This is a genomic window from Streptomyces sp. NPDC127117, from assembly GCF_042677325.1.
GTDB lineage: Bacteria > Actinomycetota > Actinomycetes > Streptomycetales > Streptomycetaceae > Streptomyces.
Genome location: NZ_JBHXTM010000015.1, coordinates 143,295 through 170,186 on the forward strand (window position 1 = coordinate 143,295; position 26,892 = coordinate 170,186).

The window sequence follows — 26,892 nt, forward strand, 5'->3', positions numbered from 1 at the left end:
CCGTGTTGTTGTCAGCGCGGCTCCCGCTGCCCGGGTTCCTCGCCCCGGTCGCCCTGTCCGCGCTGCGCCGCGAGGAACCTCGCGGGCTCCTCGCCCCCGCCGTGCACCGCCAGGTCCGCGCCGTTGACGTACCCGGCCAGATCGCCCGCCAGGTACAGGCAGGCGCGCGCCACGTCGTCCGGCGCCGCCATCCGCCGCATCGGGATGACCTCGGCCACCGCGGCGCCACCGTCCTCGCCGTAGACCGACGCCGCGCTCCGTGTGCGGACGAGCCCGGTCGTGATGTGGTTGACCCGCACCTTCGGCGCCCACTCCAGGGCCAGTGCCCGGGTCAGCCCCAGCAGGCCGGCCTTCGCCGCCGTGTACGCGGCGGTGCCCGGCTGCGGGGTGTGTGCGGAGACGCTGCCTATGTTGACGATCGAGCCTCCGTCGCGCTGCCCCTGCATGATCCGGTTGGCCGCCTGTGACACGTAGAACGGGGCCAGGAGATTCAGGGCGACGATCTTCTCGACGAAGCGCGGCGACACGGTGGCCGCGTCGGCGTCGGGGGAGCCGCCCGCGTTGTTGACGAGTATGTCCAGCCGTCCGAACCGCCGGACCGCCGCGTCCACCAGCCCGGCGGCGGCCGCCGGGTCACGGACGTCCGTCGGCCGGAAGTGCGCCCGGCGTGCGCCGCTTCCGGGCAGTTCCGGCGGTTCGCCCCGTCCGCAGACCAGGACCTCCGCGCCGGCGGCGAGGAATGCCTCGGCGATCGCGGCGCCGATGCCCTTCGTGCCGCCGGTGACGATCACCGCTCGCCCCGTGAAGTCGATGGGATTGCCGATGTCCATGGGTCCGCCCCGCCGTTCTCCGGAATGCGCGCGCGGCCGAGGCCCCGCGCCGATCGGTCGGGAGAATCTACCAACTGTTTGTTTGGTGGAACAGTCATCGGTCCGGCCGGGCAGGTTGGCGGCGTGCGGGGCGGAACCGCGGACGGCCGGTGACTCCCCAAGGGGTCACCGGCCGTCCGGATGGTGCGCCGCCCCCGTCCCCACGGTGCGGCGCCGGCGGGTCGTCGTCATCCGCTCGGACAACGGCCCACGTCTTCGGGGCGGACTTCAGGGTGAGGACGCACCCAGTCCGAGGGAGGGAAGGATCGCGTTGTCCACGAAGCGGGTGAGATACGCCTCGTCCGCGTACTTCCCCTCCAGTAGAGGCCGGGCGCGCATCGCGCCCAGGAGCTGTGCGGAGACGAACTCCGCCGCCGGGTTGTCCGCCGGGATCTCGCCGCGCTCCGCACCGCGCCGGACCATGTCGTCGATCGTCGCGAGTCCGGGCAGGATCAGTGCCTCGCGCAGCGCGCACAACAGCTCGGGGCTCTGCAATGCGGCATGGCTGAGGGCGTGCATCAGCGGAGTGTCGCGGCCGGAGCCCGCGCCGATCGCCCGTGCCGCCTCGCGCAGATCCCCCGCGAGCGTGCCGGTGTCGATGTGCGGGAGCAGCGCCTGTCGGGTGCCGTGCAGCGCGGCCACCACCAGCTCGGGCTTGGAGCCCCACTGCCGGTAGAGCGTGGACTTGCCGCAACGGGTCCGCGAGGCGACCCCCTCCATGGTGAGCGCCTCGTAACCGGACTCTCTGAGCATGTCGAGCACCGCCGCGTAGAACTCCTGCGCCCGCTCCGGTGTGATCTTCGAGCGGCGTGGCGTCTGTGCCGGTCCCGGTGCGGTCTCCTGCGGCGACATGTGTTTTCCCTCTCGGCGAATCTGCGGCGAGGTCTTCGATACGCCAGTGTACCGATACGCGCGTGTACCGATACGTTCGCGTATCGGTACACTGGCGTATCGATACGGCGTGGACTGGACCATGCCGCCGTAACACCGCTTCGTCAGCAAAGGGGCACCGGGTGATGTACGCCGGTAGCGAGCCAGCAGATCGGGAGCCGGACAGTTCTGCCCGACCGCCCCTCGTCCGCGAACTACTTCTGGTCGTGGGACTCTTCGTGATCTACAAGCTCGGCCGGCAGGCCGCGAACGGTCATGTCGACGAGGCGTATCGCAACGCCGGGAACGTCTGGGACTTCGAGCGCTCCGTACACCTGCCCGACGAGGGCGCGGTGCAGAGCCTGCTGCTGCACAACGAGACGCTGATCCACCTCGCGAACACCTATTACGCGACCGTGCACTTCCCGGCCACGCTGCTCTTCCTGGTGTGGCTCTACTGGCGCCGCCCGCGCCACTACATATGGTCGCGCCGGATCCTCGCCGCACTCACCGGGGCCGCGCTCGCCCTCCACCTGCTCTTCCCGCTCGCCCCGCCGCGGCTGCTGGCCGCCGCCGGACTGGTCGACACCGGCCAGGTGTACGGACCGACCGTCTACGGGGCGACGCCCGCGACCGACTCGATGGCGAACCAGTTCGCCGCGATGCCCTCGCTGCACTTCGGCTGGGCGGTGATGGTCGCCGTCGGGCTGATCACCGCGACCCGGTCGCGGTGGCGCTGGCTGTGGCTGCTGCATCCGCTCGTCACCCTGCTGGTGATAGTCGGCACGGCCAACCACTACTGGCTGGACTCGATCGTGGTCTCCGCGCTGCTCGCGGTGGCGTTCGCGGCGCTGCGGCTGCCACGCGCGGAGCCGGTGCGGGCACACCTCCCGTGGCTGCCCGCGCCCGGTGAACCCGTGCCGGCGGCACTGCCCGGGACCTCCGAACCCGCGGTTTCGACCGGGTACGCCGGTTCGCGGACGTACCCCGCGTCCTCGTACGCCTCGACGGCCCCGACCGGAGCGCGGCGATGAACGCCACCGTGATCGCGGTCGCGCTGTCCCTGGTCTCCGCCGCGGCCTACGCGTCGGCGGCGGTGGCGCAGGCCCGGCTCGCCGGGCGGACCGAACCGGGCGCCGGGGTGCTGCGGCTGCTCGGGCGAGGCGCCTGGTGGTCGGCGGTCGCGCTGAACGCCGGGGGCGCGCTGCTGCATGTCGCGGCGCTCAAGTACGGCCCGCTCACCCTCGTCCAGCCGCTCGGCGCGCTCACCCTGGTCGCCGCGGTCCCGCTGGGCGCCAGGGCCGCCGGACGCCGGGTCACCCGGATCGAGTGGCGCGGCACGATCCTCACCCTGCTCGGCCTCGGCGCCCTGCTGACGACCGCGGGCGGCACCGCCCCGCACGAGACGCTCAGCCTGCCCGAGGCGCTGGCCGTCGGGGCCGGGACGATGGCGGTCGTCGCCGGCCTAAGCCGCCCGGGTGCGCGTCCGGGCCTGCGGCACGCGGCGGCTTCCGGCATCACGTCCGGGGTCGCCTCCGCGCTCACCCAGACCCTGACCGTCTCGGTCACCGACCACGCCGGTCCGCTGTTCAGCTGGCGTCTGGTGGTCGTGGCCCTGCTGGTCTCCGCGTTCGCGATGAGCGGGCTGCTGCTCTCCCAGACCGCCTACCGGGGCGGCCTCGGCGCACCCCTGGCGGTCGTCACCCTCGCCAACCCGGTGGCCGCGGCGGCCATCGGCCTGGCCCTGCTCGGCGAACGCCTCCAGGGCGGCGCGATCAGCCTCCTCCTGGCACTGCTCGGGACGGCGGCGGCGGTAAGGGGCGTCATTCTGCTCAGCCGCGCCCAGGCGCAGACCTCGACCGTCGGAGACCGGGGCGGGGTGGCCGCGGTACCGCCGGCCGGACCACCGTCACGCGTGGTGATCGGGAGCCGGGGGCCGGTGGGCGGCCAGGTGCTGCGGCCGGAGCCCGGACTCGACCGGGTGTCGGTGGGCGGGTCGTAGCCGGGCGGGAGTGGTGGGCGGCCCGGCTCCCGAGGCATCGGCCCGCCGCTTCGCCCGGCCCCGCTCCCTGTCCTCGGCCGTGCGACGGACCCGGTTCCCGACGCAGCGGCTCAGTGTTGCCCGGCCCGCCGCGTCGCCCCGTCCTCGGCCGTGCGACGGACCCGGCTCCCTGTTCTTGGCCGTGCGACGGACCCGGCTCCCCGTCCTCGGCCGTGCGACGGACCCGGCTCCCTGTCCTCGGCCGTGCGACGGACCCGGCTCCCTCTTCTTGGCCGTGCGACGGACCCGGCTCCCCGTCCTCGGCCGTGCGACGGACCCGGCTCCCTGTCCTCGGCCGTGCGACGGACCCGGCTCCCTGTTCTTGGCCGTGCGACGGACCCGGCTCCCCGTCCTCAGCCGTGCGACGGACCCGGCTCCCCGTCCTCGGCCAGCGCCCGGGTCAGCCAGCCGATCCAGAAGTTCTCCAGGTCGATGCCGCCGCGCAGCACCAGGTGCCGCAGCCGGTCCTCCTCGGAGTTGCGTCCGGGTGGGAAGTCCCGCTCCTCGATCTCCAGATACTCCGCCAGCTGCCGGCGATGCAGGGCCAGGTGGCGGCGGAGTTCCGCGTCCAGGCCGGGGGCTCCGACGACCGCAGCCGCCCGCATCCGCAGCAGCAGCGGATCCCGGACCTGCTTGGGGTCCTCGGGGCGGGCCACCCAGGCGCGGAGCGCCTCGCGGCCGGCCGGCAGCACCTCGTACTCCTTCTTCTGACCACGGGCGGGCTGCGCCGAGGGCAGTGCCCGGATCTGACCGGCCTGCTCCAGCTTCCCCAGTTCCCGGTAGATCTGCTGATGCGTGGCGGACCAGAAGTAGCCGATCGACCGGTCGAACCTGCGGGTCAGCTCCAGCCCGGACGACGGCTTCTCCAGCAGGGCGGTGAGGATCGCATGGGGGAGTGACATGGGGTGCATCCTATGGACGGCCGGCCGTGACCCGGCGCGGCAGTGGCCTCGTGGACACCGCGACCTCGTGGTGTGCGGGCCGGTCCACGAGGCCGCGGTGGCCGTGCGTCAGAGTGCGGCCGCGAGCTCCGTGCCCTGGCGGATCGCCCGCTTGGCGTCCAGTTCGGCGGCCACATCGGCGCCGCCGATGAGATGCGCCGGGCGGCCCGCGGCGAGCAGCTCCTCGTACAGGTCGCGGCGCGGCTCCTGACCGGCGCAGAGCACGATCGTGTCGACCGGCAGGAGATGCTGTTCGCCGTCGACCGTGAGGTGCAGGCCGTCGTCGTCGATCCGGTCGTACGTGGCGCCCGCGATCGTCGTGACGCCGCGGTGCCGCAGCTCGGTGCGGTGGATCCAGCCGGTCGTCTTGCCCAGCCCCGCGCCGACCTTGCCGGTTCTGCGCTGGATCAGGTGGACGGTCCGGGGCGTCTTCGGACGCTCCGGGGCGCGGAGCCCGCCCCGGTCGCGGTATTCGGTGTCGACGCCCCACTGCCGGAAGAACACCTCGGGGTCGCGGCTCGCCGCGTCGCCCGAGTCGGTCAGGAACTCGGCGACGTCGAAGCCGATGCCGCCCGCCCCGATGATCGCGACCCGTTCGCCGACGTGCGCCCGGTCGCGCAGGACGTCGAGGTAGCCGACCACGGTGGGATGGTCCTGGCCCGGGATCGCGGGGGAGCGCGGAGTGACGCCGGTGGCGAGGACGACCTCGTCGAAGCCGTCGAGCGCGCCGGCCGTGACCCGCGTACCGAGCCGGAGCTCGACCTTCTCCTCCCGGAGCCGGGTACGGAAGTAGCGCAGTGTCTCGTCGAACTCCTCCTTGCCGGGCACCCGGCGCGCCACGTTCAGCTGGCCGCCGATCTCCTCGGCCGCGTCGAACAGCGTCACCTCGTGTCCGCGCTCGGACGCCGAGACGGCGCACGCGAGCCCGGCGGGCCCGGCGCCCACGACCGCCACCCGCTTCACGGTGCGGGTCGGCGACAGGGTGAGTTCGGTCTCGTGGCAGGCGCGCGGATTGACCAGGCAGGAGGTGACTTTGCCGCTGAAGATGTGGTCCAGGCAGGCCTGGTTGCAGCCGATGCAGGTGTTGATCGCGTCGGCGCGGCCCGCGGCCGCCTTGGCGACGAAGTCGGGGTCGGCGAGGAACGGCCGGGCCATCGACACCAGGTCCGCACGGCCCGAGGCGAGGACCTCCTCGGCGACCTCGGGCGTGTTGATGCGGTTGCTCGTCACCAGCGGTACCGAGACGGCTCCGCGCACCTTCTCCGTGACCCAGGTGTAGGCGCCGCGCGGCACCGAGGTGGCGATGGTGGGGATACGGGCCTCGTGCCAGCCGATCCCGGTGTTGATGATCGTCGCGCCCGCCGCCTCGATCTCGCGGCCGAGCCGCACGACCTCCTCCAGCGAGGAACCACCCGGAACCAGGTCCAGCATCGACAGCCGGTAGATCAGGATGAAGTCGCTGCCGACCCGCTCGCGGACCCGGCGCACGATCTCGACGGGGAACCGGATGCGGTTCTCGTACGAGCCGCCCCAGCGGTCGGTGCGGTGATTGGTGGCGGCGGCGATGAACTCATTGATCAGATAGCCCTCGGAGCCCATGATCTCGACCCCGTCGTACCCGGCGCGACGCGCCAGCTCGGCCGCCCCGACGAAGTCCTCGATGGTCTCCTCGACCTCGTCGTCCGTGAGGGCGTGCGGGGTGAAGGCGCTGATCGGTGCCTGGATCGCGCTCGGCGCCACCAGGTCGGGGTGGTGTGCGTAGCGCCCGAAATGCAGGATCTGCATGGCGATCCGGCCGCCCGCCGCATGGACGGCCGAGGTGACCGGTGCGTGCTGTTCGGCCTCCGCCTCGGTGGTCATCTTGGCCCCGCCGGGGAGGGAGCAGCCCCGGGCGTTGGGGGCGATGCCACCGGTGACCATCAGACCGACGCCGCCCCGGGCGCGCTCCGCGTAGAAGGCGGCCATCCGCTCGAAGCCGCGCTCGGCCTCTTCGAGACCGATGTGCATCGAACCCATCAGCACCCGGTTGGGGAGGGTGGTGAACCCCAGGTCGAGCGGGCTCAGCAGATTCGGGTACGGGCTCATGCGGCGGCTCCTCACGCAGTGTCGTCTGCGCCAGTTGTAGACCACCGGAACGCCATTGTGCAACAAGTTGCACAATGGCGTGGGTCTCACTCGGGTGTGCCCGGTGGCATGGGCGGGGCATCCCTCGAACGGCGTAACACCGGGACGCGTCGGTGCCCGGCGGCACGGAAGCTGGGATGGCGGCATCCGCCCGGCACGGCGCGGTCGCCACTCGTACTCCACCCGCCCCCGAACCTCTGCGGAGACACCCATGGCCTGCCTCGACCGGCGTGACCTCGGCCTGCTCGTCCTGCGCGTCGGCACCGGCGCCGTCCTGGCCGCGCACGGCACCCAGAAGCTGGCCGGCTGGTTCGGCGGCGGGGGCATCGAAGGAACCACGGCCGCGATGGAGGCGATGGGTTTCCACCCGCCGAAGCACAGCGCGGTCGCCGCCGGGCTCGGTGAGGCGGGCGGCGGAGCGCTGCTCGCCCTCGGCCTCGCCACCCCGGCGGCCGGAGCGGCCGCGGCCGGGGCGATGGCGGGGGCCGTCGCCGTACACGCGCCCGCCGGATTCTTCGCGCAGGGCGGTGGTTATGAGTACCCGGCGTTCCTCGGCTTCACCGCCGCGGCGATCGGCCTGACCGGGCCCGGGCGCTACTCCGTCGACGCGGTCACCCGGCACGCCTTCAACCAGCCGTGGATGGTGGCCCTGGCCTTCGCGGGCAGTGCCGTCGCGGCGGCGGCCGTGGTCGGCAGGCGCGCCAGGAGGCGGGTCGTGATCGACCCCGACACGACCTGACCGGTCCGTGCGGAAGAACGGGGACCGGGCGGCACCCCGGGAGGGAGCCGCCCGGTCCCGTCCCGGCTACTTGCGGAAGCTCAGCGAGGCGGCCGGGGAGGCGTTCCCGTACGCGTCGACGGCGACGACCCGGGCCACGTACCGGCCACCGCGGACCGTGCCCGGCACCGGGATGTCCAGGCTGTTCGGACGGGGCATGAAGTAGTAGTCCGAGAGGACCTTGGACGAGACGACCGAGGCGCCGGTCGCGGCATCGGTGACATCGACGTTGTAGTGGTGGACCATCTGGTCGTCCGTGGCCTGCGCGATCCGCAGCGCGGTGCCGCCCTTGGCGTCATGGACCCGGGACAGCGGCTTGCGGGTGGTGAACTTCGGCGCCACGGTGTTGCGTTCGGCCTCCGTGTAGCGGAAGTTGTCCTTGATCTGCTGACCCGTCGAACCCTTGAGCCGCACGGTCCAGGTGGATCCGCCGAGGGTGCCCGCGCTGGCGTACGGCGGCTGCCAGTTCGCCGACCACTGGCCACCGGTGTAGATGTCGTGCTTGTCCGCGGCCATGTTCACCCGCGCTATCTCCGTACGGTCCTTGTAGACCTCGACGAAGAGCGCCTGGGCGGTGGGCGACTCGAAGCGGTCGGCGAGACCGTCGTCGGTGACCATCTGGTAGCCGTGGTCGACCTCGATGTACGACATCGAACCGTCGTTGACCGAGGTGAAGTCGCGCTGGTGGATCGAGCGGTCGTCGTTGATGTTCAGGTGCGAGTGGCCGGAGAAGAGGATGGCTTGCGGGAAAGCGCTCAGGTCCTCGGCCAGCCGCGGGTTGGAGGCCTGCTGCCCGTCCATCGTCGTCCCGGTGGTGGGCCGGTGGCCCTGGACCAGGACCGGCTTGCCCGCGTAGGCCGGGTCGGCGGTGATCGCGGCGAGCCGTGCCTTGAGCCAAGTGCGCTGGGCGGTGTCGGAGTTGTACGTCTCGGTGTTGACCGTGAGGACGTGCAGACCCTTCACGTCGGACTCGTAGTAGCCGCCGCCGGAGTCGGGGAACCACGCCTTGGGGTAGCCGGCCCGGATCGCGGCGAGGCTCGCGTCGTGATTGCCGTTGGAGATCAGCAACCGGGTGTCGGTCATGCCCTTGCGGGCGAGATTGGCCTGGAAGATCTCGGAGACGATCCTGTGGTCGGGGCCCTTGCCATCACCGTTGTCGTTGATCATGTCGCCGTTGGACAGGATCGCGTCGGGCTCGGGGAAGATCGACCCGATGGTGTCGAAGAAGCTCTCGTACTTCTTGTCGGCGGTCGCGTGGCTGCCGACGTGCACGTCGGACATGACGACGAGCCGGGCGAGCGGCTTCTCCCGCGACTTGATCAGGTAGCCGTAGGACACCGGGACGCTGCTCCGCCTGCCCCGGAAGGCGACCGCGGTGACATTGGTGTCCTTCTTGATCCGCAGTGGCCGGCCGGGGGAGTAGGCACGGCTGTCGCGGGTCGGGGTCGTGCCGTCCAGCGTGTAGCGGACGGTGGTGCCGCGCTCGGCCCGGAACTTCAGCTCGACGGAGTGCTCGTACCGCCCGCCCGGGACGCTGACACCGGGTGCGGCCGGGGTGTGCGCGCCGGCCGAGTCGGCCTGCGCGGCGGTCGGGGCGACGAGCGCGACGGACGTCGCGGCGATCACGAGAGGGGTGAGTCTCACGGGGTCCTGTTCTCCGGCCCGGGAAGTCCGTCCTGGATTCCCGGCCTGGTTGCATAACGGATGGGTAACCGGTCTGAACCAAAGACGTTAGGTGTCGTGAGACAGGCAGCGGTGCGGTCCGATCGACTTTCCGATGAAGCGATCATGAATGTCTGGCTGGGCACGCCGGTCGCCGGGCGGAGGCGGGGCGGGGACGCGGCCGGGCAGGCGCCGTTGCCGTCCCCGCACCCAGCCCCGCACCCAGCACCCGTCCCGCGCCCTTCCGTGTCTCAGCTCGACAGCTTCCAGCGGCCGCCCTTCGCCGCCGCGATCAGCTCCGGCACCGTGCCGAACTTGACCCGTGGGCGTCCGCCGTCGCGGCCGCGCGCCAGCTCGGCCCTGTCGATCGCGGCCAGCCCCTTGGCGTCGACGACATGGCGACTGCGGCTCCGGGCCAGCCGGAGGAACGCCTTGGGCGCGGGCGCCGGTGCGGGCAGCGCGCCGGCCACGGCATCGTCCAGGAGCGTGCCGACGGTCTCGGCGGCGCAGGCACGGTTGGCCCCGATGCCGCCCGAGGGCCCGCGCTTGATCCAGCCGACGACGTACGTCCCGGGCATCCCCGTCACCCGACCGCCCTCGTGCGGGACGGTGCCGGTCGCCTCGTCGAAGGGCAGCCCCGCGACGGGCACACCGCGGTAGCCGACCGCCCGCAGCAGCGTGCCGGCCGGAATGTCCAGCTCACCCGGACCACCCGTCACGCGCACGGCCCGTACGGAGTCGTCGCCGAGCACCCGGACGGGGGCGGAGTGGAACCGGAGGACGATGCGCCGCCCCGACCCGGGCGTGCGCGACCAGTCCACCGTCTCGCGGGGCACGCCGCGCAGCAGCTCGGCTTTCCCGCCTGCCGCCGCGCCGTCGATCGTGGCGGCGGTCCGCGGATCGTGGTCGTCGACCATCAGATCCACGCCCGGAAGATGCTTGAGGGCGAGCAACTCGGAAGCGCTGTACGCCGCGTGCTCCGGCCCGCGCCGACCGAGCAGGACCACCTCGCGCACCTTCGACGCACGCAGCGCCGCGAGCGCGTGATCCGCGATGTCCGTACCGGCCAGGGCCGCCGGATCCGCGACGAGGAGACGGGCGACATCGAGGGCGACGTTGCCGTTGCCCGCCACGACCACCCGCCGCGAGGACAGGTCGATGGCGTCCGGCGCGACCTCGGGGTGGGCGTTGTACCAGGCCACGAACGCGGTCGCCGAGATGCTGCCGGGCAGCTCCTCGCCGGGGACGCCGATGCGGCGGTCGGTGGAGGCGCCCACCGCGTAGATCACCGCGTCGTGGTGGGCGGCGAGTTCCGCGGCGGTGATGTCCTTGCCGATCTCGACCCCCAGATGCATCCGCACCCGGGGGTGGTCATGGAAGCGCGCGAAGGTGTCGCCCACCTTCTTCGTCGCGGGGTGGTCGGGCGCCACGCCGTACCGCACCAGCCCGCCGGCCACGGGCAGCCGGTCGATCAGGGTCACCTCGGCGTTGGTGTGGAGCAGAAGGTCCTCGGCGGCGTACATTCCGGCCGGGCCGGTACCGACGACCGCGACGCGGATCGGCGCGAAGTCGGACGGCAGACTGCGCTCGAAGGACGGCGCGCTCCAGCGGTGGAAGTTCGGCCCCGTGCCGACCGGGCCGGGATCCTGCCCGGCGAAGTACGCCTCGTTGATCGCGGCGTACCCGGCCTGCGAGGCGGGCAGGCTGTCCACCGGGAAGATGGCGTCGACCGGGCAGGCATCCGCACAGGCGCCGCAGTCGATGCAGGTCTTCGGGTCGACGTACAGCATCTCCGTGCTGCCGAAGGCCCGCTCCTGCGGCGTCGGATGGATGCAGTTGACGGGGCACACGGCGACGCAGGTGGCGTCGCTGCAGCAGGTCTGGGTGATGGCGTAGGTCATCTCGTCAGCTCGGGTCGCTCGGCTCGGATCAGATCAGGTTGGCGCGCTTGTAGAGGACCAGCGCGGGCCTGGTGAGCAGGCGCGCCGAGGCCAGGAACTCCATGAGTCCCGAACAGCTGGACCGCATCAGCGACTTGTGGTGCTCGTTCGCCCCGGCCTCGGCGACGGCGCGTCGGGTGTCGAGCCCGGCGTTCTCGTAGACCTTGCGGTTCACCATGCTGGTGACGATGAAGTAGGAGGCGACCGCGATCACGAACGCGTTGAGCTGCCGGCGCAGCGGGCCCGCGTGCCGGAGCCGCTTGCGGGTCTCGTCGCGGGCGAACTTCATGTGCCGTGATTCCTCGACGACATGGATGTTGTTGATGGTGCGTACGAACGGTGCGACCCGTTCGTCCCGCATCCAGTCCCGCTGCATGACGTCGAGCACTTCCTCGGCGACCAGGATCGCGGCGTACGCGGCCTCGCCGAACGCGAGGGTCTTGAACGCCCGGCCGAGCTCGACCACCGCTCGTCGCGGCCGGTAGGCGGGAGCGCCCAGCTTCGCCGCCCCGCGGGCGAACATGATGGAGTGCCGGCACTCGTCGGCTATCTCCGTGAGGGCCCACTGGAAGCGGGGATCGGTCGCGTCGGTCGTGTAGATGTCGCGCAGCACCATCTGCTGGAGGATCATCTCGAACCAGATGCCGGTGCTGGCCACCGAGGCGGCCTCCTGCCGCGTCAGCTCCTTGCGCTGCGCGTCGGTCAGCTCGTTCCAGTACGCCGTGCCGTAGAGCGTGCTCCACTCGGGGCTCGCGCCGTGGAAGTCCTTGTCCAGCGGGGTGTCCCAGTCCACCTCGATGACCGGGTCGTACGACAGCTTCGCCGACGAGTCGAGCAGCCGCCGGGCGACGTCCTGCTCGTCGAGCCGGTCCTGGTCCTCCGGCCGAAGGGTGCTGCTTGCCATGGTGCGGCTCCTCGATTCGACAGATCGACTCGACGCCGGCCGACCGCGATCCCCATCCACTGCCCGCTCGATGGGGTGCTTGGCCGCCGGGCGCCTCCATCGCTTGTTAGACGTGACGTCTAGCAAGCTGTTAGACGGAACGTATAGCAAGAGTGCTGTGCGGGCCTACCCCTCGTAACGAATCCGCGCGATCGATCATCGGAGCCCGTCGGGCCATTGAGCCGACTGCCCCACGGGGACCATGGCGGCCCACGGGCCGCGACTCGGGGCCACCGTGCTGTACTGGATCCTCATCCGCCTCATCCGCCCATCCGTCACCGGAGGCCGCCCGTGGCCCGGCTCCACATCCGTACCGGCGTCAACCCCGACGAGCCCGATGAGCCCGTCGTGACGCTCCGCGTCGACCCGGAAGGCTCACCCGGGGAGCGGGCCGTGGCCCGGCTCGGTGACCACTGCTACGAGGGCGACGGTGTGCTGTTCCTGTCGCAGACCGACGGCTGGGCCGAACACGCCCTCGACGGCTGCCTTCTGACGGTCGACATCGCCGTGCGCCCGTCCGCGCTGGGGCACACGGGTGCGGACCTCCGGGCGTTCCCCGGCCGCTCGGCCGTCGACCCCGAGGCGGTGCTGGTACTGCGGGCGGAGACCGAGGCGGATCCGGAGCTGTACGCGCGGGCGGCGCCCGCGACCGCAGTGTTCACCGCGCCCCCGGACCACGAGCTCGACGCCGGTGTCCACTGGCCGATGCTGCTGGCGCCCCCGCCCGAGGAGTGAGGAGGCCACCGGGCGCGGTCCGGTCCCCGCGCGGGACCGTGGCCCGGGAAGCCGCTGTGGAAACAATGACGCGTTGGGCGGCGATCCGTTGAACAACGATGTGTTGAACAGCGGCCCGCCGACCTTCTAGATTCGTGGATCGATCTTTGTCCGACGGCTCTTGGAGGCTCACGGTGGCCGAAGTGTTCCTGTTTCATCACGCCCAGGGACTGACCCCCGGTGTGACCGCCTTCGCCGACGCCCTGCGCGGCGAGGGGCACACCGTGCACACCCCCGACCTGTACGACGGCCACACCTTCGACACCCTGGAGGAGGGACTGGCGTACGCGGAGAAGACCGGCTTCGACGAGCTGCTCGACCGTGGCGTCCGCACGGTGGCCGACGCACCCGCGGAGCTGGTCTACATCGGGTTCTCCCTCGGCGTGCTGCCGGCCCAGAAGCTGGCCCAGACCCGACCGGGCGCACGCGGCGCCGTGTTGGTCCACTCCTGCGTCCCCGGCTCGGCCTTCGGGACGTGGCCGTCACCGCTTCCGGTCCGTATCCACGCCATGGAAGCGGACCGCCTGTTCACCGACGAGGGCGACGCGGACGCGGCCCACGCCCTCGTCGAGGAGGCAGCCGACGCCGAACTGCACCTCTACCCCGGCGACCAGCACCTGTTCGCCGACAGCTCCCTGCCGTCCTACGACGCCGCGGCCACCGCGCTTCTCCTCGACCGCACGCTGACGTTCCTCCGCTCCCGGGACGCCGACGACCGCGCCGCGTGACCCGGTGGGTCGGGCAGGGCCGGGACCACGTTCCCGGCCCCGGCCCGACCTCACGGTCGTGGGTCGTTCAACTGCGCTTCAGAGCACGGGCCGTGCTCTCCCACTCGTCGAACATGGCCAGGCTCGTGAGCATGGCCTGGAAAGAGGCACCGATCTTCCGGCTCGGCCTGCGAAGCTGCCGGCTGGCCATACCGAGCATCTCGATCAGGGGCTCGACCTCGCGTACGCTGCCCGCCGCCTCCCGGACCTCCCGGGCCGTCCCGATGACCTGGTCCAGCAGCCCGTCCACCTCGTCCGTCCACTCGTCGCGAGGGGTGTCCCGAGCCCACTGGAGGAAGGCGCTCAGGGCATCGGCGGCGATGTTCATCCGTTCGACGAACCGCCCTGATGCCGCTTCCAGATCGTCGGCCGGGCCTTCGATGGCCTTGGCGAAGCGGTTGAGGACAGCCAGCCGGGCGCTCGTCGGGGTTCCCGGCAGATTGGCGCGGAGCAGGTCCTCGTTGAGCAACTCGCCCATGGCGGCGAGGTCCAGGAGCGCCGCGTCCACCTCGGCCATGTCGTCCACGACCGCCTCCATCGCCGCCTCGGCGGCGGCCACCTGGTCCCAGAAGCCCGGGTCCTCGTCCTCCGCGGCGAACGGGACCGGGCCGCCCACGGCCGCCTCACCGGCCGTGTCCGTCGCCCCGAGGAGCGCAACACGTGCGGGCGGCGGGAGAGGGCCCGCTCCGAAGAGCCCCTCCGTGAGCGTCGCGGTCAGCGCCTGCCGTGCCTCGGCCGAACCGAGCGGAAGAGCCGGGTACTCGATGGTCGGGAACGCGCCGGCAACGAAGGGCGCCGTGCCTGCCTCGCAGAGGTGCACGGTGCGCCGACCGGTGGTGTGCCGGATGCCGAGGCCGTAGACGACCTCGGGGCTGCCCCCGGTGAGGTCGGCGATGACGATGTCGTCGTCGATGAGGTGCCGGAGCGACCGCTCGGACAACGCGTCCGCGCCGGCCACCTCGTCGGCTCGGACCAGGGTCAGGCCGAACCGCTCGCAGACGGGCCGCACGACCTCCTCGTAGAAGACGGTGGAGCGCTGCTCCATGGTGTGCACGGTGCCGTCGGCGGCGACACGGGCACTGCCGGCCGGGCCGATCGCGAAGCATGTGGGCATGGCGGATTTCCTCCAGGGTTCTTGAACTGCCGGAATATTGCGGGCCGGCCGAAGCCGGCCGGCCCGTTGGTGCCGCGTCAGTCGAAGAGCGTCAGGGCCACGCCGTCCGCGAGGTCGTCGGCATAGACGGGCCTCTCGTCGATGCCCAGCGCCTGCATGAGATTCACGGTGAGGACCCGGTGGCGGTGACCGACCCGGACGGTCTCGCACGGGAAGTCGCCGAGGCCGACCAGCCGGTACGCGGTGGCCATGCACATGCCGAACGCCCGGGCTGCCGTCCTGAGGTCCACGCTCACCGGGAGATCGAAGACCTCCCGGAAGGTCAGGGGCGTCTCGTCACGCTCGTTCATCCGCGCCTCCCCGCGCTGCGCACGGACAGGGTTCCGACCCGCCGCCCCCGCCGGAGGCGGCGGGCGTCGTCCACGGTGTCGGTCAGGCCCCATTCCTGCGCAAGGGCCCCGACCCGGACGCCCTCGACCCGGTCGGCCGGAACGGTGATCCGAAGGGGTGCGCAGAGACCGGCCGGACTCTCCGCACGTTCGAAATCCACCTGCCAGTGGCCGTTCGCCCCATGGCATGCCCCGGCGACCGCGTCCACATCATCGACCGCGGTCTCGGCACGGGCCCGGCGCGCGGTATTCCATGCCTGTGTGCACGCGGAACGCAGCAGTACGGATCCGGGATCGGCGGTCTCCGGTCCGATGCCCCGCAGCGCTTCGAGGCAGGCCGTGACCAGCTCGGCCTCCACATCCTCGCGAGCCGTGCCGAAGCGGTCCCTGATCCGGAACACGGTGCGGCGCATCCCGGGCAGGGCCAGCCACACCACACACAGCGGCCAGCCGGAACGGTCCGCGTCGGCCTGCGCCAGAACAACCGCCTGCCGCCACAGTGAGGTTCGCACGGCGGGGTCCACCGAGCGGTCGTACAGGATCGGGCGCGCCTGCGCCGGGGAGAGCGAGGTCTCCGCCACGCCGGAACCGTCGTCGAGCCACAGCCCGGGTGCGGTCTCTCCGCCGGTCAACTCCCGCTCGATGGAGTCGAACAGTCCGGGCCCAGAGGGTGATGCCATGGTCGTCCTCCTGATCAGTCGGTCTGCTGGGGCTGGTTCCTGCTGCGCCACTCGGTCAGGCAGCGCGCCGCGAGATCCTTGCCGGGCATGGCGTCGCCGCCACGTTCGATCAACAGGAGCAGGCGCAGGAACCCGTGCTGCCGGGAGTCGACCAGCCGTACGAACAGCTCCTCCACGGCCGGATCCGGCTGTGACGCCTCGTCCGGGCCGTTGCACCAGACGAGCAGCGTGTCTCTCATCGACGGGTATGACGCGGCCTCGTTGAGAGCCCGCAGGACGAGCTCCACGATGTCCGAGGCCGTCGTTCCCCCGGCGAGCATCCGGGCGCCGAACCAGCCATGGTCGAAGTCGACCAGGACAGGAAAGGCGAGGCGGGCGACCAGACCTGCCATGTCCTCGACCGCCGTCCAGGCGGCCAGATGACGGGTGATCGTTTCCCTCGTGGCCGATTCCCCCGCCGCGAACCGCTGCATCAGCGTCTCCGCGACGGTCAGCGCCACCGAGGTGTCCTCGGGGTCGTCACCTCCCCTGTTCACCACACCGTGCAGCAACCTCAGCGCGTGTTCGGCCTCCACCCCGCCCAGGTCGGAGCGGCAGGCATACGCCACCGCGGAGCGCAGAGGCGTGTCGGGCGCGTCACCCCACTCCTGGAGAAGGCCGTGCACCTTGTGAGCGACCCCGGGATCGACCGCCGCCGTTCCGAGGGAGCGCGCCGCCACTTCGAATCCCGGCCGCCCGGTCGACAGTGCGAGATCCTGGACGAGTCCGAGTGTCCGCCCTCCGGTGCGCACGGCCATCCCCGCCATCGCACGACCGGCGCGCTCGATCTCCTGCGCCGTGGGCCCCGTCCCGCCCAGCCAGTCGTGCAGCAGCGGCAGCAGTTCGGTGTGCTCGCGGCAGACCACGTCCCACACGGCATCGGCGACCGCCGGCCAGTAGAACGCCACCGTCTCGGGCCCGTTCCCGGGTACGCAGTGCGCTCCGACGTCGCGCAGGATGTCCCTGAGCGGACGCTGACGGACCAGGCGGAACCCCGGGTCGCCCATGGGCTCGGGGCGGCCATGGTCCAGGAACCCGGTATCCGGCCCGGGGCGTGCCGCCGCCAGCAGATCGGCGGCCCGCTCGACGACGATGCCGCGGTCCAGCCCGCCGTACACGCAGACCGAGAACAGGTGGGTCAGCAGCTCCGGATCGTGCTCCGCCCGAGCCAGGAGTTCCTGGGCCTCCGCCGAGGCGAGGCAGGCCGGCACCTCATCGGCCGGCCGCGCCCCGCTCACAGCGCCGAGCCGGCTCACCGTCTCCGCCGCCCGTGCCGCATACCCGGGCGGCAGCCCGGCAGGCAGGACCGAGGACAGGAAGTCCGGCCCGAGCGGCTCCAGAATCCGGGCACGGTCACGCGCGTCGGGACAGCCGTCCGCGAAATGGGTGGCGAAGACCTCGGCCGGGTCCGGCGACCGGTGGCGTACGACCTGGCCGCCGAAGTCCCGCTCCAGGAACCGGGTCGGCCCCGGAACATCCGGAACCACGATGACCAGGCGCGCATCCGCCGCTGCCAGCGCCGCCTCCAGGTCGGACAACTCCCAGGGCCTGGGCGCGAAGGGGGCGCTCGGCTCCATGACCAGGTAGCCGTGCACTCCTTGCGGCCGAGGACGCCAGCGCGCCAGGTCCACCGCCCCGTCGACCTGGATCAGCGTCGGGTCGTCGTGCCGGTGGGCCAGCAGATTGAGCGCCAGCGTCAGGCGGCCCGTCCCCGGTTCACCGACCAGGAACAGGATGCCCGACTCCAGCGCGACGAGACCTGCCTCGAAGTTCGCGGGCGGAACGAAACGACGCCGGGCGACCTGGAGATCCTTCGCCCGCACGGGCCCCTGACGTACCGGTGTCCCGGAGCCGTCGGGGATCGTCCCGGAGCTGGACACATTGCGCTGATCACCCTGCACCACACCGGTGTTGACCGTGCCGTTCGGGGCCAGCACCAACATTCCCCGGTCCCGGTCCAGTTCGGGGAGCAGGGCCTTGAGGGCGCGGTCCACGGAGCTGGTGTCAGATGTCATTGTCGGCTCCCCGGACGTAATCACCGGACACGGAGATGTCGCTCACGTGCTGTCCGCCGTGGACACGACCGGTGTTGATGACGCCTCGCGGGGCACTCAGCGCGGTGTACGACCTCGCGGGCGCCGCCGGCCCGTCAGCGGTGGAACCGGCACGCCGAAGGGACCGCAGCAGCTCGCTCAGCCGGCCGAGCTCCTCGGGGGTGGGCACACAACCCGCGCTGTGCAGTGCGTCGAGGACCGCTTCCACCGCCTGGTCGTCCCGGTCGACCCCGCCGGTCCGGCCGGGCGGCGGGTGGACGATTCCGAAGTCCGCCGGCACATCGGCTCGCCGCACACCATGAGTGCCACTCACGTTCTTCCCGTGTTCTCGCATGGCTCCCTCCGGGAGAGGGCCGGCCGGGCCGAACGGCCGCCGGCATTTTTCCTTGGCGATCCGAGAATTCCGCGCCGCAGGGCCTGGATCCGCTCCCGCAGTGCGGACGGGAGATGTCGGCCATCACATTCCGAACATTCGAACCACCGACCGGCGTCAGAGTGCTCCGGAACGGCCGGAAAGGACCCGGGAGCGGGAATTGGGTCCGGAATGTCATGGGTAATCCATAATCGAAAGGAGGTCGTGCTTTCGCGGGTGGGGTATTCGACGAAAAGGGGAATCGAGTATTCCGCATCGGGTGTAGGTGAAATCCACTAATGTGATCGCATGAGCGAAGAGACTTGCATTTCGCCGGCTCGGGTGCTGCGTGAACTCGTGTCTGCGTCGGCATGGGAAGGGCTGACGGGCTTTCCGCGACGGCGGCATGAGGCGGGCGCGGTCCTGCTGCGGCAGGGTGAGTCCGGTTCACACGTTCTTGCGCTGATCCAAGGCATCGTGAAAGTGGTTCGCGGGGACCTCGACGGCAGGGACCGGCTGCTCGCCTTCCGGGGGCCCGGCGAGGTGCTGGGGGAGATGGCGGTGCGGGACGGCGGCGTACGGCTTGCTCATGTTCAGGCCGTTAGCAGATGTGAAGTATCGGTGATTCCCGCGAGTGCCTTCCAGGGCTTCGTCAAGCAGCACGGCCTGGCGGATCAGCTTTTCCTGCATGCGTTGAGTCGACTGCGTGAGCAGACCCAGGCGTGCGAGGGGGAAATCGATCAGCGGCTCGCGGCAGCGCTGCTCCGGCTGACCGAGATCTCCGGATCCCGCACGTTTTCATTGACCAGGGAAGAGCTGGCGCAACACCTCGGAGTCGGCCGGAATTCCGTCACCAAGGCGCTGGAGCGGTTCGGGCCCCATCAGGTGCGGTTCGGAAGGACGTACATCGAAGTCCTGGACACGATGCACCTGCGTCGATCGCTCAACCATCCGGCCGGCACCTGAGCGGCGGCGAGGGTGCCGTGGATCACCGGTCCTCCGCACTGCGGGAGCGGAGTGCTCCCCGTCGCCCTGTGACGCTCACAGGGCGCAGAGACGAAGCACCGATTGCCCGTCCGGGCCGATGCGGGCCAGGACGGAACCTCGCAGAGGAGTGACGATGCACGAACGACGGACCGCACTGCCCACGGCCACCGCAGCGCCCTACAGCCGCAGCCGTCCGCTGCCCCCGTGCCGGGGAATCATCGCTGTTGACGCCAAGGACTTCACCGGCCTCCCCGCGATCGAGCACGAGGCCGTCAGCCGGGCGGTGCCCGACCTGATCAGGGCCTCATTGGACCGGGCGGGACTGGCGGAGCTGTGGAACGAACGCAGGTTCCCCGCCTCCACCGGTGACGGCTATGTCCTCGGGTTCGACCCGTCGTTGATGCCGTTCGTGATCCATCCCTGGCTGCTCACGCTCCAGGAAGTGCTGACCGAGATCAACATTCACGCTCTCGGGGCCCTGCCGATCCGGCTCCGCGTCAGCCTGCACATCGGTCCGCTCCCGGACACCGGCGACGAGTTCGGAGGCAACGGGACGGTCCGCAACGACACGCACCGCCTGCTCGACTCCCGCCCGGTGAAAGCCGTGTTGGCATCCTCCAAGGAGAACGTCACCCAGGTGGCGGCCATTCTGTCGGACCGCTGCTACCAGGACGCGGTCGCCAGTGGGTACACGGGCCGTCATCCGGACCACTTCATCGAAGTGCCGGCAACGGTCGAGGGCAAGCGGTTCGCTCAGCGGGCCTGGATCCATGTGCCGCTGCCTTCCGGTCCGCTGCACGGTGCGCACACGTCCGGCGACGCCGCGGACAAGGGCCTCGGCGCCGCCCGCGGTCCGGAGGGAGGAGAACGGAGTCACGGATCCGAGGGCGGCCGGGTGACGAACAGGGCCCCGAACGGAAACATCAACACCGGGACGGTGCACGGCGGTCAGCGTGTCACGGTGACCCGGCACCGGAGGGACACCTGACGTCGGGGAACGGCCCTCTCACACTTCCGGCACCCAGCTCCCGTGGAAGCCGAGGGGCACACGTCCCGGCAGGTGGATGCGGGCCAGGGGGCGGGCGGTGAAGTCCTGGGCGGAGAGGATCACCAGGTCGCTCGCACCGCGGTCCGGGTTGTGCACGTAGGAGAGCAGGTAGCCGTCGTCCTCGTCGCGCGCCCCGCGGCGCGGCACGAACACCGGCTCGCCGGCCGCCGCGCCGTCCGGGAAGCGGTGCACCTGGCGGCTGCCGCGCAGCATGTCGTGCTTGACCAGGCAGTTGGTGAACTTCTCGTCCGGCGGCACCCCGTCGACCGTCTCGTAGGCGCGCCACATCTCCGCCGCGCTCGCCGTGTACGCGAAGCGGTGCCGCCGCGACACCAGGGACTCGTTGACGCGGGGGAACTCCTGCGGCAGGTCGTCGATCCGGGTGCTGCGGACGCGGCCCGCGCGCAGGTCGATGGTCCAGCGGTCGAGCACGGGGGTGCCGGCCGTGGAGGGTCCGCCGTTGCCCCGGCCCGCGGCATAGAACGGGGCGGGCATGGTGGTGAGCTCCATGACGAGGGTGTCGCCCTGGTCGTAGGCGTTGAGCGTGTGCGAGTAGTACACCGGGTCGATCTCGAACCAGCGGGTGGCGCCGCCGGTCCGCGGCATCACCCCCACCCGCATCGGGTGCTCCGGGTTCCAGACGTACGGCACGGGTGCGCCCGCCTCGGCGGCCGCCATGTCGAAGGTGATCGGCACATCGACGATCACCACGTACTTCTCGGTGAGAGCGAAGTCGTGCATCATCGGCGCGTCCGCCACCGGGATCCTGCTGGTCCGCGCCACCCGTCCGGTCCGGTCGATCACGAGGTGCCGTACGTGGTCCCAGGCCGGGTAGTACGCCACCGCGTGCAGCTCGTCCGCCGCCGCGTCGTACTTGGTGTGCGCGGTGAACGCGCCCTCCAGCGTGGAGCGGAAATCGTACGGGCGCACCGTGTTCAGCTCGCCGTCCAGCTCGTACGGCAGCGGTCCGCTCTCCTGGAGGGCCAGGATCCGTCCCTTGTACGGGATGACATGTGTGTTGCAGGCGAAGTCGTCCGGCGGTGCCTCGCCCGGGTACGGCTCGCCCAGTTTCCGCGCCACCTGCGAGGAGCGCACCCACCGGTTGCGGTACCACTCGGCGCGCCCGCCGCGCAGCCGCACCCCGTGCACCATGCCGTCGCCGAGCATCCAGTGGTGGGCCCGTGGGTCCTCAAGCCCCAGTGCGTTGGGGCCGGTGCGCAGGTAGCGGCCGTCCAGGTCGTGCGGAACCCGGCCGGTCACTTCGAGGCCGAACGCGGTGAGTTCCTCCGTGACGGGCGCGAACGCGCCTTCCAGGAAGGGGGTCGACGCGCTGCCCCCGGCCGCCGTACCACGAGTGGCGGCCTGCGCCTCGGTGGCGTAGTGGCCGAGACCGTAGCCCCCGACGACGCTGCCGGCCGCCGCGAGCGCCGCTCCCTGGAGGATCCTTCGGCGTGTGTGACTGCTCATCGCTCTTCCCCGTCCGTGATCGGTGCCCGGCGGGTCCTCGCCGGTGCTGGGAAAGAGTCTGCTGCGCGGTCGCCGCCGGGTCAGTCGGCCTGGGCCCCGGCCGGCACCCCGCGGTCTCAGGACCGCTCCGGCGCGGGGAGATCGAGAGCAGCGGCGGCCTGGGCCGCCAGGTCCACGGCGACCAGGCGCGCCTCCAGCGGGGGAGGGGGCGCGCCCGGCTCGGGCGTCATCATGAAGCGCCCCTGGTAGTGGCCGTGGATGGTGGCCCTCAGCTCGATCTCGCCGTCGGGCCAGCCCTGCCGGTCCACGTCCCAGATCCAGCCCGGCACGTACACACTGCCGTCCGGGTCGAGGCGCGGCGGACGCCCGATGAGCGCCCCGTACTCGAAGCGGCACGCGCGCAGCTCCAGGACCTCGATCAGTTCCTGCCGGACGCGGTGGACGACATCGTCGGCGGAGGTACTGAACCTGGCCATCCGCGTCGTACCGTGCAGTCGCTCCAGATGGGTGGCGTCCGTGACGGCGACCCATTTGAGGGTCCGGGCCCGTGCGGCGAGCTGGGACACGATCAGCCCGACGGCCAGGAGCAGTACGGCGGTCTCGATGTCGGTGCGGTCCTGGATGTGGAAGCTCTGGTACGGCTCGGTGTGGAAGAAGTCGAACCAGGCGGCGGCGGACAGCGCGGCGACGGCGCCCGCGAGGCGGCTCCCGAGCGCCGCGACGGCGACGACCGCGACGACCAGCAGCAGCGCGACATTCGTGTGGGTGACGCTCGTACGGAGGGGGACCAGCGCCAGTGCAAGGAGCAGCGGGGCCAGTAGCCCGGCCAGCACGGCGGCGGTGACCCGCAGGCCAGACCTCATGACGCACCTCGCAGGGCTCGGAGGAGCCTCCCTGACTTCCAGCTTGCGCCGGGCGCGGCCGGGGCGGCACGGGCGGTCCGGGAACTTGACGACTCACTGATGCCGAGTGGCGCGGGGGCGGGCCACCGCACGACGCCGCTGTCAGCGCCGGCCGCGCCCGGCGCCCCGGTTTCCGGTGACGGCCGTGTCGTCGGCGATCCGGAAGCGAAGCCGGCAGATCACCGCGTCGGTGTCGCGGCGTACGGCGTGGGCGACGACGGAGCCGCGCTGGTTCTGGAGCAGGCGCTGCCGGAGGCGCGCGGGCTCGGTCTCCGGGATCAGCACGGTGATCTGGGAGACGGGGCGCGCGGCGGCGAGCGCACGGACGTATCCGGAGACGGGGCGGCCGAGCGCCCGGGTCGTCGAGTCGAGCTCGACGAGTTCGACGCCCGGGTTCCACAACTCCCAGTCGCGGCGAAGGGCTTCGGCCGTGCGACGGTCCTCTGGCGTGGGGTGTGCGACGGTGACGGCGAGAACCTCGTCGCCCAGTGAACGGGCGGCGGTGAGGGCCTTGCAGGTCAGCTTGGACAGCCCGGAGACAGGCACGACGACCAAGGAGTGGGCACGCCGCGGCGGCTCCGGGATCCGGCCCAGCTCCAGCCGTTCGCCGATCCGGCCGTAGGCGCGGTGAACCCTCTCGAATCCGAGAACGAGCAGGGGCAGGGCGAGGACGATCACCCATGCGCCCTCGCTGAACCTGGTGGCGGTGACGACGACCGCGGCGACGCCGGTCAGCAGGGCACCGAAGCCGTTCAGCACGGCCTTCGCACGCCACCCCTTGGCCCGCTCGCCGCACCAGTGCCGGACCATGCCGACCTGGCAGATGGTGAAGCCGACGAACACACCGATCGCGAAGAGCGGGACGAGGGTGTTCGTGTCACCGCCGGAGACGACGAGCAGCAGGGCCGAGACGAAGGCCAGCGCGAGCACACCGTGGCGGTGCACCTGGCGGTCGGCCTTGAGGGCGAAGACATGCGGCAGGTGGTTGTCGCGGGCCAGCAGGCTCATCAGGACGGGCAGCCCACCGAAGGAGGTGTTGGCGGCCAGCGCCAGCAGCACCATGGTCGCGAACTGGACCACGTAGAAGGCCGCGTTGTGGCCGAAGGAGGCATCGGCGAGCTGTGCGAGGACGGTCACGCCCTCGACCGGCTGGAGGTGGAAGCGGCCGATGAGTACGGACAGGCCGATCAGCATCGCGCCGAGCAGTGCGCCGAGGGCCACCTCGGTGCGCTGGGCGCGACGGGCGGCAGGCGCGCGGAAGGACGGCACGGCGTTGGCCACGGCCTCTACACCGGTGAGGGCGGAGCAGCCTGCGGCGAAGGCCTTGAGCAGCAGCAGGGCCCCGACGGCGGTGGTGCCCTCGCCGAGCGCGGTGGCATGTCCGTCGGCCGACGCGGTACTGACGGGGCCGTCGCGGAGGAGACCGACCACGATCATCGCGAGGATCGAGCCGACGAACAGGGCGGTCGGCAGCAGGAACGCCCTGGCCGAGTCGACCACGCCCCGCAGATTGACGGCCGTGACGAGCACCAGGACACCCAGGCAGATCCAGGCCCGCTCGCCGTAGAGCTGCGGGAACGCCGACGTCAGGGCGGCGACACCGGCGGTGACGGAGACCGCGACGTTCAGGACGTAGTCGAGGACCAGCGAGCCGGCCGCCACCAGACCGGTGCGCCGCCCCAGGTATCGCTTGGCCACGGCGTACGAGCCGCCCCCGTCCGGGAACGCGGCGATGACCTGCCGGTACGAGGCCACCAGCACGGCCAGCAGCGCGGCGATGGCGAGGGTGACGGGGAGCGTGAACCCCATCCCGTAGGCCCCGGCGACCGCCAGCACGAGCACGATCGACTCCGGTCCGTACGCCACCGAGGCCATCGCGTCCAGGGACAGTGCGGCGAGCCCCTGGAGCGCGGTGAGCCTGTGCCGCTCACCGGCCCCGGTACCGGGTGGCTCCTGCGCGCCGACGCCCTCTGCCGCGATGTTCGGCTTGCCCGTGTGTAGGGCCATGGTGCTGGTTCCTCCGAGTGAGCAGGTCGAGGAACAGGCTGAACGCCGTACGACGGAGCAACGGCCCTCTTGCCGGTGTCCATACGCCGCTCGCCCCACTCTTCACGCAGCCCATACGGAGGCAGCCCCCGGCCGCCCTCACTGCGGGGTGACGGCCCCGTGACCGACGAGATTCTGTGCCGTGAACCCGAGCAGCCTGCGCGCGGCCGAGGTGTCGACCGGAGCCGTGCGACCCGGCAGCGGGCTCCGCAGCACGGTGGTGGGGTGGTAGCGGCGTAGCAGTTCCTCCGTCGGGTAGGGGACGATGATCTCGGGGGCGCAGAGGTGTACCACGTGCGCCGCGGGGCCGGGCACGTCCAGGGCCAGCAGCGCGGCCCTCGCCGCGTCCTGAACCTCCAGGTACGTCCACAGTTCCCTTGCCCCCGCGGCCGGGTCGGCCGTGAGCCGGGCGGCGTGCGCGTCCAGCCGTTCCTCGAAACCGCCCACGTACGGATAGCGCAGGCACACCACGCTCATTCCGTGCCGCCGCGCCATCATCTGCGCTGTCAGCTCGTCGACCTGTTTGGACAGGCCGTAGGGATCGGCCACCTGGGAGGCCATCTCCTCATCGACCGGTGCGTACGGCGGATGCGGATCCTCGACGTCCGTCCAGGGCAGGCCCGTGACTCCCCAGGAGCTCGCCACCGCCGCATGCCGGATCCCGGCCCGGCCGGCCTCCTCCAGGACGGTGAAGGTGGAAAGGCTGTTGCCCGCGAAGACCTCGAATGCGGTGTTGCGTGCGGGAGTCGGGATCGCCGCCAGGTGGATGACCGCGTCGGCGCCCTCCAGAGCCGCCCGCACGGTCTTCGCGTCGGCGGCGTCACCGGTCACGACCAGTCGCGCCGCGAGATCACCGGGATCGTCGAGAACCAAGGCGTTCGCTTCGATCCCGCGCTCGGCGAGCAGCGCGAGGACCGCTCGCCCGATCCGCCCGGCGGCCCCGGTGACCATCGCTCTTACGGCCATCCAGTCACTCTCCTGCTCAGATGCTTCTACTCGTAGGCGCGCACGGCGACGATGTGCGCCGACGCTGCCCCGTTGGTGGCTTCGACGACGACCCGGATCGCCGATGTGGTGACCTGCTCCGCCGGCGTGTGCGTCTCGCGTCGCCGCCGATTCTCCGCCGCACGGGCGATGACACGCCAGGTGCCGTCGGTATCCAGTGCCTCGACGCGGTAGTCGCGAAGGAGGGTGGGGAGGGTGTCGAAGGGCGTGCGGTGGTGGTGCAGGTTGATCAGGTCCTCGTTGACGTCGTCGTCGGCGATGACCTCGATCCGGCCCAGGGTGACCGGTTCGGGCCAGGCCAGCGAGAGCCAGGGGGAAGGGGCGTCCGCCAGTGGTGCGGAGACCCACATGTGCGGTCCCGCGTACGGGCGGGCATAGCCGTCGGTGGCCTTGGCGGGGGAGTAGGCCGCGGTCTCTCCCGTGCGCAAGCAGAATGTGCGGCGCAGCAGACCCGTGTCCGTCCACTCGCGCAGCGGCTGCGGCGATTCGTCCGACGGGCGCAGCGGGACGCGCGTGAAGCACAGGACGCCGGGGGTCGGCCGGTCGGAGCGGTGCAGGGCGAGGGCGTCGTTGGCGCGGACGACCAGGAAGGCGTTGCGCGGGGTTTCGGGTGACCAGTCCAGGCCCGTCTTGAGCCACTGCCGGGCACCGGCGGCGACGGGCAGGGTGGTGGACGAGACGAGGCGGCGCGGGACGTAGTTCTGGCCGAGTTCGGGGTCGTACAGATCGATCACGATCTCGGTGTCGCGGTCGGCGTCGACGAGCAGCTCCACCCCGGAGAGATCCGGGTCCGCGGGCAGGACGAGCCCGGCGTCGGCCGCGAGCGGCCACAGCTCGTCGGACTCCTCGACCGCCAGGCCGCTCAAGGTGGACGAGGCCGTGGCCGTCGCCCGCAGGGCCAGGTCCTCCGGGTCCGTCGAGGCGAGGCCGACGATCGAGGCGTCCTGGCGCAGCAGGGCCCTCTGCAGCTCGGCTACGGAGAGTCCACGCGGTGTGACATCTCCGGCGGCGCAGAGCGCGGCGGCGGTGCCGGCCGCCTGGCCGACGGTGGCGCAGGTCGCCATGACGCGGGTCGAGCCGAAGGCGACGTGGCTGGCGGA

24 protein-coding genes are annotated in these 26,892 nt (G+C 71.6%); 7 read left to right on the plus strand and 17 right to left on the minus strand.

The features are described 5' to 3' along the window. Positions 1–11: 11 nt before the first annotated feature. The gene (locus ACFVH0_RS16020) at positions 12–830 is read right to left on the minus strand and encodes an SDR family oxidoreductase (RefSeq protein ID WP_385820524.1); all 819 of its coding nucleotides are present in this window, start codon (positions 828–830) and stop codon (positions 12–14) included. 267 nt (positions 831–1,097) lie between these two features. Beyond that, entirely contained in the window at positions 1,098–1,721 is a 624-nt protein-coding gene (locus ACFVH0_RS16025) for a TetR/AcrR family transcriptional regulator (protein WP_385820526.1), read from the minus strand. Between the two features lie 164 nt (positions 1,722–1,885). Between ACFVH0_RS16025 and ACFVH0_RS16030 the strand changes: the two genes are divergently transcribed. Together ACFVH0_RS16030 and ACFVH0_RS16035 are read left to right on the plus strand one after the other, a co-directional pair. Further along, positions 1,886–2,773, plus strand: a complete 888-nt coding sequence (locus ACFVH0_RS16030) for a phosphatase PAP2 family protein (RefSeq protein WP_385820528.1) — start codon at positions 1,886–1,888, stop codon at positions 2,771–2,773. Continuing rightward, positions 2,770–3,741, plus strand: a complete 972-nt coding sequence (locus tag ACFVH0_RS16035) for a hypothetical protein (protein ID WP_385820530.1) — start codon at positions 2,770–2,772, stop codon at positions 3,739–3,741. Before ACFVH0_RS16030 ends, ACFVH0_RS16035 begins: the two co-directional genes overlap by 4 nt. A 392-nt stretch (positions 3,742–4,133) precedes the next feature. Here the strand turns inward: ACFVH0_RS16035 and ACFVH0_RS16040 are convergent, their stop codons facing one another. Together ACFVH0_RS16040 and ACFVH0_RS16045 are read right to left on the minus strand one after the other, a co-directional pair. Continuing rightward, on the minus strand, positions 4,134–4,682 hold the full coding sequence (locus tag ACFVH0_RS16040; protein ID WP_385820532.1) for a PadR family transcriptional regulator: 549 nt from the start codon (positions 4,680–4,682) through the stop codon (positions 4,134–4,136). Positions 4,683–4,790: 108 nt separating this feature from the next. Further along, complete coding sequence (locus ACFVH0_RS16045; RefSeq protein ID WP_385820534.1) at positions 4,791–6,806, minus strand: FAD-dependent oxidoreductase; 2,016 nt, start codon at positions 6,804–6,806, stop codon at positions 4,791–4,793. Positions 6,807–7,056: 250 nt separating this feature from the next. Here ACFVH0_RS16045 and ACFVH0_RS16050 point away from each other — a divergent pair, with 250 nt between their 5' ends. Further along, the gene (locus ACFVH0_RS16050) at positions 7,057–7,584 is read left to right on the plus strand and encodes a DoxX family protein (protein ID WP_385820536.1); all 528 of its coding nucleotides are present in this window, start codon (positions 7,057–7,059) and stop codon (positions 7,582–7,584) included. Between the two features lie 66 nt (positions 7,585–7,650). On the opposite strand, the gene ACFVH0_RS16055 is transcribed toward ACFVH0_RS16050, so the two are convergent. The 3 genes from ACFVH0_RS16055 to ACFVH0_RS16065 all read right to left on the minus strand — a co-directional run bounded on the left by ACFVH0_RS16055 (position 7,651) and on the right by ACFVH0_RS16065 (position 12,129). Beyond that, on the minus strand, positions 7,651–9,267 hold the full coding sequence (locus ACFVH0_RS16055; RefSeq protein ID WP_385820538.1) for a chitobiase/beta-hexosaminidase C-terminal domain-containing protein: 1,617 nt from the start codon (positions 9,265–9,267) through the stop codon (positions 7,651–7,653). 269 nt (positions 9,268–9,536) lie between these two features. Next, positions 9,537–11,186 carry an FAD-dependent oxidoreductase gene (locus ACFVH0_RS16060; protein WP_385820540.1) on the minus strand — a complete coding sequence of 550 codons (1,650 nt, stop codon included), beginning with the start codon at positions 11,184–11,186 and terminating at the stop codon, positions 9,537–9,539. A gap of 28 nt (positions 11,187–11,214) precedes the next feature. After that, positions 11,215–12,129: a diiron oxygenase gene (locus tag ACFVH0_RS16065; RefSeq protein ID WP_385820542.1), complete on the minus strand. Its 915-nt coding sequence runs from the start codon at positions 12,127–12,129 to the stop codon at positions 11,215–11,217. A 330-nt stretch (positions 12,130–12,459) separates the two neighbouring features. On the opposite strand from ACFVH0_RS16065, the gene ACFVH0_RS16070 reads away from it, so the two are divergent. Next, complete coding sequence (locus tag ACFVH0_RS16070) at positions 12,460–12,903, plus strand: hypothetical protein (RefSeq protein WP_385820544.1); 444 nt, start codon at positions 12,460–12,462, stop codon at positions 12,901–12,903. A gap of 173 nt (positions 12,904–13,076) precedes the next feature. Further along, the gene (locus ACFVH0_RS16075; protein WP_385820546.1) at positions 13,077–13,670 is read left to right on the plus strand and encodes a dienelactone hydrolase family protein; all 594 of its coding nucleotides are present in this window, start codon (positions 13,077–13,079) and stop codon (positions 13,668–13,670) included. Between the two features lie 67 nt (positions 13,671–13,737). Here the strand turns inward: ACFVH0_RS16075 and ACFVH0_RS16080 are convergent, their stop codons facing one another. The 5 genes from ACFVH0_RS16080 to ACFVH0_RS16100 all read right to left on the minus strand — a co-directional run bounded on the left by ACFVH0_RS16080 (position 13,738) and on the right by ACFVH0_RS16100 (position 18,298). After that, positions 13,738–14,823, minus strand: a complete 1,086-nt coding sequence (locus tag ACFVH0_RS16080; protein WP_385820548.1) for a hypothetical protein — start codon at positions 14,821–14,823, stop codon at positions 13,738–13,740. 77 nt (positions 14,824–14,900) lie between these two features. Then, on the minus strand, positions 14,901–15,173 hold the full coding sequence (locus tag ACFVH0_RS16085; RefSeq protein ID WP_385820550.1) for a DNA-binding protein: 273 nt from the start codon (positions 15,171–15,173) through the stop codon (positions 14,901–14,903). Next, the gene (locus ACFVH0_RS16090) at positions 15,170–15,892 is read right to left on the minus strand and encodes a hypothetical protein (protein ID WP_385820552.1); all 723 of its coding nucleotides are present in this window, start codon (positions 15,890–15,892) and stop codon (positions 15,170–15,172) included. Before ACFVH0_RS16090 ends, ACFVH0_RS16085 begins: the two co-directional genes overlap by 4 nt. Positions 15,893–15,906: 14 nt before the next feature. Next, positions 15,907–17,946, minus strand: coding sequence for a hypothetical protein (locus tag ACFVH0_RS16095; protein ID WP_385820554.1), 2,040 nt, complete (start codon positions 17,944–17,946; stop codon positions 15,907–15,909). Further along, on the minus strand, positions 17,936–18,298 hold the full coding sequence (locus ACFVH0_RS16100) for a hypothetical protein (protein WP_385820556.1): 363 nt from the start codon (positions 18,296–18,298) through the stop codon (positions 17,936–17,938). Before ACFVH0_RS16100 ends, ACFVH0_RS16095 begins: the two co-directional genes overlap by 11 nt. A 348-nt stretch (positions 18,299–18,646) precedes the next feature. Between ACFVH0_RS16100 and ACFVH0_RS16105 the strand changes: the two genes are divergently transcribed. Further along, positions 18,647–19,303, plus strand: a complete 657-nt coding sequence (locus ACFVH0_RS16105) for a Crp/Fnr family transcriptional regulator (RefSeq protein WP_385820558.1) — start codon at positions 18,647–18,649, stop codon at positions 19,301–19,303. A gap of 154 nt (positions 19,304–19,457) precedes the next feature. After that, the gene (locus tag ACFVH0_RS16110; protein WP_385820560.1) at positions 19,458–20,312 is read left to right on the plus strand and encodes a hypothetical protein; all 855 of its coding nucleotides are present in this window, start codon (positions 19,458–19,460) and stop codon (positions 20,310–20,312) included. Between the two features lie 18 nt (positions 20,313–20,330). Here the strand turns inward: ACFVH0_RS16110 and ACFVH0_RS16115 are convergent, their stop codons facing one another. From ACFVH0_RS16115 to ACFVH0_RS16135, 5 genes are all read right to left on the minus strand, one after another. Then, positions 20,331–21,839, minus strand: a complete 1,509-nt coding sequence (locus ACFVH0_RS16115) for a carotenoid oxygenase family protein (RefSeq protein ID WP_385820562.1) — start codon at positions 21,837–21,839, stop codon at positions 20,331–20,333. 116 nt (positions 21,840–21,955) lie between these two features. Beyond that, on the minus strand, positions 21,956–22,702 hold the full coding sequence (locus ACFVH0_RS16120) for a DUF4118 domain-containing protein (protein WP_385820564.1): 747 nt from the start codon (positions 22,700–22,702) through the stop codon (positions 21,956–21,958). A 141-nt stretch (positions 22,703–22,843) separates the two neighbouring features. After that, positions 22,844–24,748: an APC family permease gene (locus tag ACFVH0_RS16125; RefSeq protein ID WP_385820566.1), complete on the minus strand. Its 1,905-nt coding sequence runs from the start codon at positions 24,746–24,748 to the stop codon at positions 22,844–22,846. A 138-nt stretch (positions 24,749–24,886) separates the two neighbouring features. Next, positions 24,887–25,753: an NAD-dependent epimerase/dehydratase family protein gene (locus ACFVH0_RS16130; RefSeq protein WP_385820568.1), complete on the minus strand. Its 867-nt coding sequence runs from the start codon at positions 25,751–25,753 to the stop codon at positions 24,887–24,889. Positions 25,754–25,779: 26 nt separating this feature from the next. After that, positions 25,780–26,892: FAD-dependent oxidoreductase (locus ACFVH0_RS16135; RefSeq protein WP_385820570.1), on the minus strand; the 1,113-nt coding region annotated here is incomplete at its 5' end.